The organism is Streptomyces sp. NPDC088745 (genome assembly GCF_044751045.1).
Lineage (GTDB): Bacteria > Actinomycetota > Actinomycetes > Streptomycetales > Streptomycetaceae > Streptomyces > Streptomyces cremeus.
Map to the genome: position 1 here is coordinate 434,905 of NZ_JBIVLB010000002.1, position 13,095 is coordinate 447,999.

Genomic DNA, 13,095 nt, shown 5'->3' on the forward strand with positions numbered 1-13,095 from the left:
CGGGCAAGGGGGCGGCCCCTCCCGCTCCCGGCCCACCCGGGTGCCGCCCCCTGCACCGGACGCGCGGCTCCGCCCGGCTCGGGCAGGAGAGGCCCCGGACCCTTCCCCAAGTTCTCGACTTCGTTCGAGCAGGGGAGACCCCGTCCTTTCCCTCAAGCGCTCGCCGCGCGGCTGCCTCCGGTTCGCTGCGGATACGTCGTGGCTGGTCGCGCAGTTCCCCGCGCCCCTGACGCCCCCCGGTGGGAGCCGTACGGGTGCGTCGTGGTCGGGCACGCAGGTTCCCGCGGTTCCGTTCTAGGGCCTTGTCATGGAGAGGACGTCGAGGGCTGCGTCCAGTTGGGCCTCGGTGAGGGCGCCGCGCTCGACGTAGCCGGACTCCACGACCACCTCCCGGATCGTCTTGCGTTCGGCCACGGCCTTCTTGGCGACCTTGGCCGCCTCCTCGTACCCGATGTACTTGTTGAGGGGGGTGACCACCGAGGGGGACGACTCCGCGTATTCGAGGGCCCGTTCCACGTTCGCCGTGATGCCGTCGACCGTGCGGTCGGCGAGGAGACGGGTGGAGGTGGCGAGGAGGCGGATGGATTCGAGGATGTTCTTGGCGATGACCGGGAGCATCACGTTCAGCTCGAAGTTGCCCGCCGCGCCCGCGACCGCCACGGTCGTGTCATTGCCCGTGACTTGGGCCGCGACCATCAGGACCGCCTCCGGAATCACCGGGTTGACCTTGCCCGGCATGATCGACGAGCCCGGCTGGAGGTCGGGGAGGTTGATTTCGGCCAGTCCCGTGCGCGGGCCGCTGGCCATCCAGCGCAGGTCGTTGGCGATCTTCGTGAGGGAGACGGCGACGGTCCGGAGCTGGCCGGAGGTCTCCACCAGGCCGTCGCGGGCGCCCTGGGCCTCGAAGTGGTCGCGCGCCTCGGTCAGCGGCAGGCCCGTCGTACGGGCGACCTCCGCGATGACGGCGGCGGAGAAGCCGGGCGGGGTGTTGATGCCCGTGCCCACGGCCGTGCCGCCCAGGGGGAGTTCGGCCAGCCGCGGCAGCGAGGCGCGGAGGCGTTCGACGCCGTGGCGGATCTGGGCCGCGTAGCCGCCGAACTCCTGGCCCAGGGTGACCGGGGTGGCGTCCATGAGGTGCGTGCGGCCGGACTTCACGACGTCGGCGAACGCGGACGACTTCCGGTCGAGCGCGGCCGCCAGGTGGTCCAGGGCCGGGATCAGGTCGTGGGTGACCGCCGCCGTCGCCGCGATGTGGATCGAGGAGGGGAACACGTCGTTGGAGGACTGCGAGGCGTTGACGTGGTCGTTCGGGTGGACGGAGCCGCCCGAGCCGGCCAGCCGCTCCGTGGCCAGGGTGGCGACGACCTCGTTCATGTTCATGTTGGAGGACGTGCCGGAGCCCGTCTGGAAGACGTCCACCGGGAAGTGCTCGTCCCAGTCGCCGCGCGCCACCTCCTCGGCGGCGTCCGCGATCGCGCCCGCGACGTCCTCGTCCAGGACGCCCAGTTCGGCGTTGACCTTGGCGGCCGCCGCCTTGATGCGGGCCAGGGCCTCGATGTGCGCGCGTTCCAGGCGTTGGCCGGAGACGGGGAAGTTCTCCACGGCCCGTTGCGTCTGCGCGCGCCACTTGGCGTGGGCGGGGACCCGTACCTCCCCCATCGAGTCGTGCTCGGTCCGGTAGCCCTGGGGGGCGTCGTTCTCGGTCATCGTCACGTACCTCCTATCAAAGCTGAGCAGTTGTCTGGTTCTGGCTATTCCCAAGTGCGCTACCGGCCAGTAAATACCTCGGGTAACAACCAACCGGGGAGGCGCCGTGACGCGCACCAGGCACAGATTCCGTAGCACTCTCGTCCTCGCGGCCGCGCTCGCCGCGGCCCTCGGCGGCACGACCGCGCCGGCCTCCGCGGCAGACCTCCGGGCCGCCGCGTCCACCCCGCTGCCGCCCGAGCTGGAGGCCGTCCGCGCCGCCGAGGCGACCAGGCTGTACGGGTCGCCCGAGGAACGGCCGATGGCGCAGCGCAAGACCGGGCTCGTCTCGCTCGGCGACAGCGAGATCTCCGGAGAGGGCACGGGCACCTACGAGGCCCCGACCAACGGGCCGACGAACTGGTGCCACCGTTCGCCGGATGCCGCGATCCACAAGACCTCCATCGGCGCGGACGTGACGTACAACGTCTCCTGCTCGGGCGCGTCCACCGGAAACATCCGGATCGGCGGCAGCAAGCAGTACGCCGACGAACCGGTGCAGAGCGACAGCCTCGCGATCAAGGCCCGCAACACGCGGATCAAGATGGTGGTGCTGGTCGCCGGCGCCAATGACGACCTCCAGTTCGGGCCGGTCATGACGGACTGCGTGACGCGCTACCTGACGCTTCAGGGGCCGTGCGAGCCGAAGTACGCGGGCGGCTGGCAGGCCCGGGTGGACGCCCTGGTCCCGAAGGTCGAGCAGACGGTCCGGGACCTGCGGGCGACGATGACCGGCGCCGGGTACGCCGACTCCGACTACCGGCTCGTGGTCATGGGCTACCCGAGTCCGATCGGGCCCGACTTCCGGGACAACCCGGACTTCCCCGGCAAGGTGGCCTGCGGCGGCCTCGGGTACGACTCCGACACCGCCTGGGGCCGCAACGTCGCCGTGCCCGCCTTCGAGCGCGGGATGCGCAGGGCCGCGGCGGCCACCGGGGCCGCGTACCTCGACGCCTCCCGGCTCTTCCACGGGCACGAGGTCTGCATGGACGACGCCTGGGCGCGCGGGCTCTACATCGACCTGAGCAAGCCCGGCCCGCCCGATGAGAACTCCGTCCGGCAGTCCTTCCACCCGAACATCCGCGGCCACCAGGCCTTCGCCTCCTGCCTCAGCCAGCTCTACGCCTCCGGGCACCGGGAGGCCAGCTGCGCCGACCCGGCCTCGACCGGCAGGCCCGTCCTGACGCCGGGCGCCTGGGACGACGCGTACCAGCCGCTCAGGAACGCCGGGACCGGCACCTGCCTGGACGCCCCGGGGTCCGTGACGCGCAACGGGACCGCCGTCGGCGGGTGGGACTGCCACGGCGGCCGCAACCAGGGCTGGTGGTACGACGCGGCGCGGCAGTCCCTGCGGACCGAGCTGAGCCACGACCGCTGCCTGGACGTGCCGGGCGCGAAGTACGAGGCGGGTGCGGGACTCGTGCTGTGGAACTGCTCGGGGGCGGCCAACCAGCGGTTCGTACGCCAGGCGGGCACCCTGCGTCCGGCCGCCGCGAACGGACTGTGCGTCACCCTGTCGGCGGCCAAGGACCCGCTGAAGCTGCGGGCCTGCGACGGCTCGGCGAGCCAGCGGTTCGCCTAGCCCTTACGTTCGGAGCATGATTCCAGCACTCTCCGTGACCATCGCGGCGCTCGCCGCGACCCTGGCGCCGGTCTCCTCCCCCACCCCCACGGGGGAGGACGCCGGCGCCGTGCGCAGCTACTGGACCGCCGACCGGATGCGGGAGGCGGTGGCCGCGACCGGGGCCCGCGACCGGGCCCTCGACGACGAACCGCCCGCCGGGGTCCCCTGGCCGGGCGACGCCGCGGGCGTCGCGCACGTCGGGCGGCTGTTCATGGTGCTGCCGGGCGGGCAGAAGGCCACCTGCACCGCCGCCGTCGTCACCGCCGCCAACCGCGACGTCGTCGCCACCGCGGGGCACTGCGTGCACCTCAAGGCGGCGGGCGGGGCGATGAAGTCGCTGCTCTTCGTCCCCGGGTACGACGACGGGGCCACCCCGTACGGCAGCTATCCGGCCCGCTCGGTGGCGGTCGCCCCGGCGTGGACCGAGCGCGAGGACCACGCCGCCGACTTCGCCTTCGTCGCCCTGGACACCGACGACCGGGGGCGGCACGTCCAGGACGTGACCGGCTCCCGCCGGGCGGTCTTCGGCGCAGAGCCCGGCGGCCGGCGCACCGCGCTCGGCTACCCGTTCCTGGCGCCGTACGACGGCCGCACCCTCCAGTACTGCGCGGGCGACGCCACCCCGGTCGAGGACGGCCGGCTGGCGGGCGGCTCCCAGCTCAAGCCCTGCCGCATGACCAACGGGGCCAGCGGCGGCCCCTGGTACGCCCGGGAGCCCGGCGGCGAGGACGTCCAGGTCGCCGTCACCAGCTCCCGGCCCCGGGGCGAGGAGTTCAAGGACGTGGCCTGGGGTGCGGTGTTCGACAGGACCGCCGAGGCTCTCCACACCGCCCAGGCGGCCCTTACGTCGAAGTAACCACCCACAAATAAGTGGGTACTTGAGGAAGCCGTCCGCCGGGTGGAGGCTGAAGCCCTGCCCGGTCGGCGGCAACCGCCGCCCGGCTAACCAGCCAGAGAGGAGGACGCCTCGTCCTGCTCCGCGAGCATCCGTATGCGGCGGTCGCCCCATGCGCCCAGCGGAGCCAGCGCATCGTGCAGATCACGGCCGAGCTCCGTCAGGGAGTACTCGACCCGGGGCACCGCCGTGTCCTCGTACACCTGGCGGTGAACCACCAAGTCGGCCTCCAGCTCCCGCAGTTGCGCGGCGAGCACCTTCTCGCTGATTCCGGGCAACGCCCGTCTGGTCGCCCCGAAGCGGCGCGGACGCTCGTACAGCGCCCACAGGATCAGCACCTTCCACTTGCCGTCGATGACGTCGATCGCCGCGTCGAGCCCGCACTGGTACGGCACGTTCTTCATCCCGGCCCACCCGCCCCTTCTTCTCGCATGTCCTCACAGCATGACCTCAAGCATGTCCCCACAACGTCTGGAACCCATCATGAGTGCCCGCACTGACAATTCCCCCGCCGGCCTCGCCGCCGCCTCCGACCCCTCCGCCGCCCCTGCCGTGAAGCAGCCCGTCACCGTCCTCGGGCTGGGCCCGATGGGGCAGGCGCTGGCCCGCGCCTTCCTCGCCGCCGGCCATCCCACCACCGTGTGGAACCGCACCGCGTCCCGGGCCGACGCCGTCGTCGCCGAGGGGGCGGTGCTCGCCGCCTCCCCCGCCGAGGCGGTGCGCGCCAGCGACCTGGTCGTGGTGTGCGTCCTGAACTACGACGCGGTCTTCGCCGTGCTCGGCGCGGCGGGCGACGACCTCAAGGGCCGCACCGTCGTCAACCTCACCGCCGACACCCCCGAGCGGGCCCGCACCGCCGCCGCGCACGCCCAGGAGCGGGGCGTCACCTACCTCGACGGCGCGATCATGACACCCGTGCAGACCATCGGCACCCCGCACGCCGTGTTCCTCTACAGCGGCCCCCGGGACGCCTACGACACCCACCGGCCGACCCTGGACGCCCTCGCCGGGACGCCCACCTACCTGGGCGAGGACCACGCCAGGGCCGCCTCGTACGACGTGGCGCTGCTCGACCTGTGGTGGACCTCGGTCAGCGGTCTCGTGCACAGCTTCGCGCTGGCCCGCTCCCAGGGGGTGGCCGCCGGCGACCTGGCCCCCTTCGCCCGGAACATCGGCGGTCTGCTGGTGTCGTTCGTCGACGAGTTCGCCCGGCAGGCCGACGCCCGCGAGTACCCCGGCGCCGACAGCGACCTCACCTCGGCCGCCACCGCCATCGCGCACATCGCGCACGCCTCCGAGGAGGCCGGGGTGGACGCCTCGGTGCTGCGGGCGGCGCAGGCGGTCGCCGACCGTGCCGTCGCCGAGGGCCGCGGCACGCAGAGCACCGTCGCCATGACGGAGACGCTGGCCCCCGGCGCCCGCTGAGGGACCGCGGCAGGGGTACGGACAGGGGCCCGCCGGCCGTCGCAGCGGCGGGCCCCGGTCCGTGGCCGGGCGCCTCAGCCGGCGAAGACCGCCACCGTGAAGGCGAAGAACAGCCCCACCAGCACCGGCCAGTACAGCAGCGTCGCCAGCATGTTGTCGCGCCACTCCAGCAGCCGGCGGTTGGTGTCCGTGCCGATCAGGATGGCGTTGGCGAAGATGCCCATGATGACGATGTACTGCGAGATGGCCAGGTACTCGAGGTACGTCAGCGAGGTGTCCCCGGCGATCTCCCGGATCTGCTGCTGGTCGACGACGACCACAAGCAGCAGCGTCACCGCGAACGAGATCGCCGTCCAGGTCGAGAAGCCGAAGCGCGGGTTCTTGCTGTCGTCCCGCGTGTAGACGAACAGCGCCAGGAACATCACCGCCGAGATGAAGAACGACTGGATCAGCCGCCCCACCATCGGCCCGGACCACTGCCGTTCCATGCCGACGTTGAAGTAGAGCTCCGGCGCGGACTTGAACGGTTTGTCCCAGTCGGTGAGGCCCTGGGTCATCGTGTACTGGTGCAGCCCGAAGCTCCAGCCCGTGTAGTACGGGTTCCAGCCGGAGGTCACGGTGTCCTGGTCGAGGCCGATGCGGCCGTACTCCCAGGGCGGATAGGCGGCGAAGTCGGGCACCAGGACGTCGTTGGTGAAGGTGGCCGTGGACCACATCCGCAGCCAGACGTTCTGCTTGTCGAGCGGGTAGTGCTTGTAGTCGAAGTCCTGGCGCAGGGTCACCTGGAAGTGCCAGCCCTTGAGGCGGCGGCCGTCGGTGCTCCGGGTGTCGTACGCCTCCTTCAGGTCGTCGTGCCCGTCGGTGGCCTCGGGGAAGACCACTCCCATGCTGGACTCCGGGACGTCCTTGCCGTACCGCTGCCAGACGTAGCCGCTGACCTCGACCTCCTCGGGCGAGGTGAACTTCGAGCTCTGGATGAAGACCCCGGTCGGAATCCGCCGCAGCGGCACCCCGGGAAGCGTCGACTGGAGGAACGCGTTCGCGTCCCGCTGGGTGAGCAGCGGAGTGCCGACGATGGTGTCCGTGGTCCGGTCGTGCGAGACGACGTGCCAGGTCACGCCGATGCCGGTGGCGAAGACGAGCGTCGCCGCCGTCGCCATGAGCGCACAGCGGTGGACGCTCAGCAGGTACGGCTTGAACACGGCGGCCGCCGTGCAGAGCGCGACGGCGCAGCAGGCCAGGAGCAACGGCGCCCAGCCCGAGCGCACGGTGTGGCCCGGGTCGGGCTGCTCGCGGCGCAGGTAGAGGTACGCGAACAGGCCGGCCACCAGGAGGGACAGTGCCAGCAGGGCGTACGTCGCACGGGCGGCGGCGCGCGCGCAGCGGGGGGCGGGCTGTGCCATGCGGTCAGCCCGGGATCGGGGCGAGGAGGGGCAGGCGTGATGTCATCCGCCCACCCTGGATCACCCGGGGGCGCGGGCCGGTGAGGCGACGCGGGGGGTGGCCCGAATGCCGTAGGGGCGGGCCGCCCCCGGGGGCACGTGCCCCCGGGGGCGGCCCGAGGGGGCCGCGGTGGATCGTGCGCGCGGGAAATCGGTACTCGTAACATGCGCTCATGACAGAGCAGACGACCCACGGGGCGGCCGGGAGCGGCGGGGGAAGCTGGGCGCCCGGGGAGCACATCCTCTGGCGGTACCGGGACAACGCGTCGCCCCGCATCCACATCTGCCGGCCGGTCACCGTCGTGCAGGACACCGCCGACCTGCTCGCCGTCTGGCTGGCGCCGGGCACCCGGTGCGTCAAACCCGTGCTGGCGGACGGTACTTCGATCCACCTGGAACCCCTCGCCACGCGGTACACCAGGCCCCGGACGACGACCACCTCGCCCTGGTTCGGCACGGGCGTGCTGAAGCTGGCCCGGCCCGGCGACCCCTGGTCGGTGTGGCTGTTCTGGGAGCCCGGCTGGCGGTTCAAGAACTGGTACGTGAACCTGGAGGAGCCCAGGGCGCGTTGGGCGGGCGGGGTGGACTCACGGGACCACTTCCTGGACATCGCGGTGACGCCCGACCGCCGCTGGCAGTGGCTGGACGAGGACGAGTTCGCCGAGGCCCGCCGGGTCGGGCTGCTGGACGGGGAGCAGGCGCGGGACGTGCGGGAGGCCGGGCTCGCGGCGGCGCGCGCGGTGGAGTCGTGGGCGGCGCCGTTCGCCGACGGGTGGGAGGACTGGCGGCCCGACCCCCGCTGGGAGGTGCCGGAGCTGCCGGATGACTGGGACCGCACTCCGGCGCACATGACGACGTGAGACTCTTGATGCGCCCCCTGGGTCCAAACGTAGGATCGTCCTCCGGAAGGCTGCGCACCCCGCGGCCCCACCTGGGCGGAGGAAGCAACTACCGGGCGTGGAGCAGGAGCTGACCGTATGTCACCGCAGGGGGGTGGATCTGTGAAGCGTCGCGCGAGGACGCCGGGGGCGGCCCGGGCGGAATCGGCGGGGAAGACGTCGAAAACGCACGCGAGTGCGGACGAGTCTGTAACGTTCCCAGGCCACCGTTCTGTCGACGCCGCCCGCAGAGCGGGTATATCGCACCCAGCGATTGCATCGCACAAGCTCCCCGGACGGACGGAACCCCACGCGTGACGGAGCAGCAGTCCACCTCGCACGAAGGCCGGCAGCCCCTGGCCGCCGGGCCGCACGAGCGCACCCGGCCGCGCCGGGACCCGGACGAGTCCGGGCCACGCCGGCAGGCCCAGGCGCAGGTGCCCGAGCAGCCGCAGACCGCGGTGCCGCCGCCGGGCGGACCCGTCGCGCCTCCGCCGGGCGGCCCGACCGCGCCGCCGCCCGCCGGGCCTCCCGGCGGCGCGTCCGGCGGCACGCCCGGTGACGCGTCCGGCGGTGCTGCCGGCGGCCCGCCCGCCCGCACCGAGGGCGACCGGCTGCGGTTCGTCGGGGCGGCCACCCGCCGGATCGCCCGCGGCATCGACCTGGACGAGATCGTGCTGGGTCTGTGCCGGGCGACCGTGCCGACGTTCTCCGACGCGATCCTGGTCTATCTGCGCGACCCGCTCCCGGTGGGCGACGAGCGCCCCGCCGTGCCGTTCGTGCTGCGGCTGCGGCGCACCGACCGGCTGCGGACCACCGCCGAGGGCCCGGCGGGCTCGGAGCTGGACGCGGTGGTCGGCGACGGCTCCCCCGCCCGGCAGCTCTGCGAGGTGGAGTCGGGCGGCGCGCTGGCGGAGGTGCTGCGCGGGGTGCGGCCGGTGTTCGGGGACGCCCCGTCCGCGCGGCTCGCCCTGCCGGACCTGCTGGGTGAGAACTGCGGGCTGCCCGACGGACGCCGGGCGATACTCGCCCCGCTCCGGGGCCGCCGCCGGGTGATCGGCGCGGCCGTGTTCCTGCGCAGGCCCGAGCGCGGCGCGTTCGAGGCCAATGACCTGCTGGTCGCCGCGCAGCTGGCCACCCACACCGCGCTCGGCATCGACAAGGCCGTGCTGTACGGCCGTGAGGCGTACATCGCCGACGAGCTCCAGCGCACCATGCTCCCCGACTCGCTGCCCCGCCCCACCGGCGTCAAGCTGGCCTCCCGCTACCTCCCGGCGGCCGAGACGGCCCGGGTCGGCGGCGACTGGTACGACGCGATCCCGCTGCCCGGCTCCCGGGTGGCGCTGGTCGTCGGCGACGTGATGGGCCACTCCATGACCTCGGCCGCGATCATGGGCCAGTTCCGGACGACCGCGCAGACCCTCGCGGGCCTGGACCTCCCCCCGCAGGAGGTCCTGCACCACCTGGACGAGCAGGCCCAGCGCCTGGGCACCGACCGCATGGCGACCTGCCTGTACGCCGTGTACGACCCGGTGTCCCACCGCATCACCATCGCCAACGCCGGCCACCCGCCGCCCATCCTGCTGCACCTGGGCGGCCGGGCCGAGGTGCTGCGCGTGCCGCCGGGCGCGCCCATCGGCGTCGGCGGCGTCGACTTCGAGGCGGTCGAGCTGGACGCCCCCGCCGGGGCCACCCTGCTCCTGTACACGGACGGCCTGGTGGAGTCGCGGCTGCGGGACGTGTGGACCGGCATCGAGCAGTTGCGGGAGCGTCTCGCCGCCACCGCCCAGTTGACCGGGCCGGACCATCCGCCGCCGCTGGAGGCGCTCTGCGACGACGTCCTGGACATGCTGGGCCCCGGCGACCGGGACGACGACATCGCGCTGCTCGCGGCCCGGTTCGACGGGATCGCGCCGAGCGACGTCGCGTACTGGTTCCTCGAACCCGAGGAGCAGGCCCCCGGCCGGGCCCGCAGGCTGGCCCGGCGGGCGCTGGAGCGCTGGGGCCTCCAGGAGCTGTCGGACTCGGTGGAGCTGCTGGTCAGCGAGGTCGTGACGAACGCCGTGCGGTACGCGGAACGCCCGGTGACGCTGCGGCTGCTGCGGACGGACGTGCTGCGCTGCGAGGTCGGCGACGACTCGCCGCAACTGCCGAGGCAGCGGCGGGCGCGGGACACCGACGAGGGCGGGCGGGGCCTGTTCCTGGTGAACCGGCTGGCCCGCAAGTGGGGCGCGACCCGGCTGAGCAGCGGCAAGGTGGTCTGGTTCGAGCTGGGGCTGCCGGGGGCTGCGAAGGACCCGAAGAAGCAGTCCTAGCCCGGAGGCGGACGTACGCCGGGAACGATCCGCCGCGGTACGAATGGCAACGGCCCCCGTCCTCTTCCCGAGGACGGGGGCCGCCGTCATTCACCTGCCGGACGGGCTGTCCCGGAGGTCACCACTGGCCGTCGTTGGCACCGCCGTTGGCCTGGCCCTGGTGGTCGCCGCCCTGGTTCTGCCCCTGGTTGGCCTGCCCCTGGTCCTGGCCCTGGTGGTCGCCGCCGCCCTGGTTGTCGCCACCCTGGTTCTGGCCGCCCTGGTTCTGGCCCTGGTTCTGGCCCTGGTGGTCGCCGCCCTGGTTCTGGCCCTGGTTGGCCTGCCCCTGGTTCTGGCCCTGGTTCTGACCCTGGTGGTCACCGCCCTGGTTCTGGCCCTGGTCCTTGCCCTGGTTGGCCTGTCCCTGGTCCTGGCCCTGGTTCTTGCCGGGGTCGGGCTTGTGCTCCGGCTCCTCCGGCTCCTCGGGCTTCTCGGGGGCCTTGGTCTCCGGCGGCTTGGTCTCCGGCGGCGGGGGCGGGGGCGGCGGCTCCCAGGCGGCCCCGTCCTTGATCTCCAGGTCGAACTTGGCGTCGGAGCCGCCGTCCAGCGCGCCGAGGGTGTAGTCCGCCCAGATCCGGGCCGGGAAGCTGGAGCCGTTCATGCGGCCGCCGCCCGCGGCGCCGGTCAGGGTGGTCTGGCGGGGCTTGTCGGCGTCCTCGCCGAAGATGCCGATCGCGGTGGCCAGCTCCGGGGTGTACCCGGCGAACCAGGCGCTGCGGTTGTTCTCGGAGGTGCCGGTCTTGCCCGCCGCGTGGTACTTGCCGCTGCTGACGGCGCGGCCGGTGCCCTCCTGGACGACGTGCTCCAGGACGGAGGTCACCGTGTCGGCGGCCTGGCGGCTGATGCCCTGGCCGTCCGCCGCGAAGCCCTTGGGCTCGATGGTGCGGTCCTTGTGCTCGGCCGTCTTGACGATCGAGGGGACGACCTTCTTGCCGTGGGCGGCCAGCGAGGCGTACATCGCCGCCATGTCCATGGTGTTGGCCTTCATGGTGCCCAGGGCCATGGCGGGGCTGGCGCCGAAGTCGCCGCGGTCCTGCATGCCCAGCTTGAGCGCGGTCTGCTTCACGTGCTTCGCGCCGACGTCCACGATCATCTGCGCGAAGACGGAGTTGACCGACTTGTCGGTGGCCTCCTGGACGTCGATGTCGCCGTACGACTTGTCGTCCTCGTTCTGCGGGGCGTATCCGCCGCCGCCCTCGCCCACCACGGGGCGGCGGCTCTTGCCGCTGTAGATCGTGTTGGCGGTGATCTTCTCGCCGTCCTGGTTCACCGACCCCTGCTCCAGCGCGGCCGCGAACACCGCGGGCTTGAACGTGGAGGCGGGCTGGTAGTCGGTGCGGGTGGCGTTGCTGATCTGGTGCTTGAGGTAGTCCGCGCCGCCGTACAGGGCGACCACCGCGCCCGTCTTCGGGTCGACGGAGGTGCCGCCGGCCTGGACGTTGCGGTCGACCTTCTTCTTGCTCCTGCGGTCGAGCTTGGACTCCAGTTGGCGGTCGACCGCCTTCTCCAGGGCCTTCTGGCGGTCCTTGTCGATGTTGAGCGTGATCGTCCAGCCGCCGGCCGCGAGCTCCTTCTCGGTGAGGCCCTCGCGCACCTTCAACTGCTGCTCGGCCGCCTCGATCAGGTAGCCGGCCTGGCCCTTCATGCCCCGGTTGGGCTGGACGGGCTTGGGCATCGGGAAGGTCATCGCGGCGCGCTCGGCCTTCTGGAGCGCGCCCATCTCGACCATGTTGTCCAGGACGTAGTTCCAGCGCTCCATGACGAGCCGCTTGTTCGTCGGCGTCGCGTTCAGCACGTCGTAGCTGCTGGGCGCCTGGAGCAGGGCCGCCAGGTAGGCGCCCTCCTCGACGGTCAGCTTGTCGGCGTCCTTGCGGTAGTACGCCTGGGCCGCCGCCTGGATGCCGGCGGCCCCGCGGCCGTAGTAACTGGTGTTGATGTACCCGAGGAGGATGTCGTCCTTCTCGTACTTCTGGTCCACCTTCAGGGAGATGACCAGTTCCTTGAGCTTGCGGGTGACCGTCTGCTCGGGCGTCAGGTAGTAGTTCTTGACGTACTGCTGGGTGATGGTCGAGCCACCCTGCTTGCCCTTGCCGGAGAAGGTGTTGAGCAGACCGCGCGCGGTGCCTTTGAAGTCGATGCCGTGGTCGTCGTAGAACGACATGTTCTCGGCGGCGACGAACGTCGTCTGGACCTTCTTCGGGATCTTGTCCAGGGAGACGTTCTCGCGGGCGTACTCGCCGCTGCCCGTGCGGGCGATGACCGTCTTGCCGTCGCTGTACTTGTAGACGTTGCTCTGCGTCCTCGCCGAGGCGTTGCCCTCGGGGATGTCGATCGCCATGTACAGCGCGACGAAGGCTCCCATGGCCAACAGGCAGAGTCCGAAGAACGTGCCCAGCACCTTCTTCCAGGTGAAGAGGCGCCGTATGCCGCTCTTCCCGGGAGCCCCCGCCGCCCGGCGGGAACCGCCGGACTGCCGGGCCCTGCGCTCATCCGCTCGACCCATCGGTCAGTCGCTCCGCATCTCAGTCATCACTCGCCACACTCACCGGACATTCGCCGGATCAGCTCAGAAAGCTAACACCGCCGGAAAGGACAAACAGGGGCCGATCGCACCTTTTATGGACGTGACAATCAGCACCTCCCCCTAGGGAACCGACGAACAAGCGTGCCCAAAGGTTGCCAGGCGAGAAGCAAGTTGAGGAAGTGAATCCGAATTGAGGCTTCACGGAAG

The 13,095-nt window shown here is 72.1% G+C and carries 9 protein-coding genes; 5 read left to right on the top strand and 4 right to left on the bottom strand.

Translation table 11 applies throughout. From position 1 onward, the window contains the following. Positions 1-294 precede the first annotated feature (294 nt). The gene (locus ACIP93_RS06540; protein WP_401756349.1) at positions 295-1,707 is read right to left on the bottom strand and encodes a class II fumarate hydratase; all 1,413 of its coding nucleotides are present in this window, start codon (positions 1,705-1,707) and stop codon (positions 295-297) included. 106 nt (positions 1,708-1,813) lie between these two features. Here ACIP93_RS06540 and ACIP93_RS06545 point away from each other — a divergent pair, with 106 nt between their 5' ends. After that, positions 1,814-3,328, top strand: a complete 1,515-nt coding sequence (locus ACIP93_RS06545; RefSeq protein WP_401756352.1) for a ricin-type beta-trefoil lectin domain protein — start codon at positions 1,814-1,816, stop codon at positions 3,326-3,328. 16 nt (positions 3,329-3,344) lie between these two features. Continuing rightward, positions 3,345-4,226 (top strand): trypsin-like serine peptidase, encoded by an 882-nt coding sequence (locus ACIP93_RS06550; protein ID WP_401756355.1) that lies wholly within the window; start codon positions 3,345-3,347, stop codon positions 4,224-4,226. 86 nt (positions 4,227-4,312) lie between these two features. Here ACIP93_RS06550 and ACIP93_RS06555 read toward each other — a convergent pair whose 3' ends face one another. Continuing rightward, entirely contained in the window at positions 4,313-4,669 is a 357-nt protein-coding gene (locus ACIP93_RS06555; RefSeq protein ID WP_401756358.1) for a winged helix-turn-helix transcriptional regulator, read from the bottom strand. Between the two features lie 79 nt (positions 4,670-4,748). On the opposite strand from ACIP93_RS06555, the gene ACIP93_RS06560 reads away from it, so the two are divergent. Then, a complete protein-coding gene (locus ACIP93_RS06560; RefSeq protein WP_401756361.1) occupies positions 4,749-5,690 on the top strand; it encodes an NAD(P)-dependent oxidoreductase in 942 nt (313 codons plus the stop codon). Between the two features lie 74 nt (positions 5,691-5,764). On the opposite strand, the gene ACIP93_RS06565 is transcribed toward ACIP93_RS06560, so the two are convergent. Next, positions 5,765-7,093 (bottom strand): hypothetical protein, encoded by a 1,329-nt coding sequence (locus ACIP93_RS06565; protein ID WP_401756364.1) that lies wholly within the window; start codon positions 7,091-7,093, stop codon positions 5,765-5,767. Positions 7,094-7,305: 212 nt separating this feature from the next. Between ACIP93_RS06565 and ACIP93_RS06570 the strand changes: the two genes are divergently transcribed. Both ACIP93_RS06570 and ACIP93_RS06575 read left to right on the top strand, forming a co-directional pair. After that, complete coding sequence (locus tag ACIP93_RS06570; RefSeq protein WP_345228658.1) at positions 7,306-7,992, top strand: DUF402 domain-containing protein; 687 nt, start codon at positions 7,306-7,308, stop codon at positions 7,990-7,992. A gap of 332 nt (positions 7,993-8,324) precedes the next feature. Then, positions 8,325-10,325: a SpoIIE family protein phosphatase gene (locus tag ACIP93_RS06575; RefSeq protein WP_345228659.1), complete on the top strand. Its 2,001-nt coding sequence runs from the start codon at positions 8,325-8,327 to the stop codon at positions 10,323-10,325. 118 nt (positions 10,326-10,443) lie between these two features. Here ACIP93_RS06575 and ACIP93_RS06580 read toward each other — a convergent pair whose 3' ends face one another. Then, a complete protein-coding gene (locus ACIP93_RS06580; RefSeq protein WP_401756368.1) occupies positions 10,444-12,867 on the bottom strand; it encodes a transglycosylase domain-containing protein in 2,424 nt (807 codons plus the stop codon). Positions 12,868-13,095: the final 228 nt, after the last annotated feature.

Excerpts from the sequence above, each read along its gene's own strand:
- ACIP93_RS06540 (WP_401756349.1), bottom strand. The coding sequence starts at position 1,707 with ATGACCGAGAACGACGCCCCCCAGGGCTACCGGACCGAGCACGACTCG.
- ACIP93_RS06560 (WP_401756361.1), top strand. The coding sequence starts at position 4,749 with ATGAGTGCCCGCACTGACAATTCCCCCGCCGGCCTCGCCGCCGCCTCC.
- ACIP93_RS06555 (WP_401756358.1), bottom strand. The coding sequence starts at position 4,669 with ATGAAGAACGTGCCGTACCAGTGCGGGCTCGACGCGGCGATCGACGTC.
- ACIP93_RS06570 (WP_345228658.1), top strand. The coding sequence starts at position 7,306 with ATGACAGAGCAGACGACCCACGGGGCGGCCGGGAGCGGCGGGGGAAGC.
- ACIP93_RS06580 (WP_401756368.1), bottom strand. The coding sequence starts at position 12,867 with ATGGGTCGAGCGGATGAGCGCAGGGCCCGGCAGTCCGGCGGTTCCCGC.
- ACIP93_RS06565 (WP_401756364.1), bottom strand. The coding sequence starts at position 7,093 with ATGGCACAGCCCGCCCCCCGCTGCGCGCGCGCCGCCGCCCGTGCGACG.
- ACIP93_RS06550 (WP_401756355.1), top strand. The coding sequence starts at position 3,345 with ATGATTCCAGCACTCTCCGTGACCATCGCGGCGCTCGCCGCGACCCTG.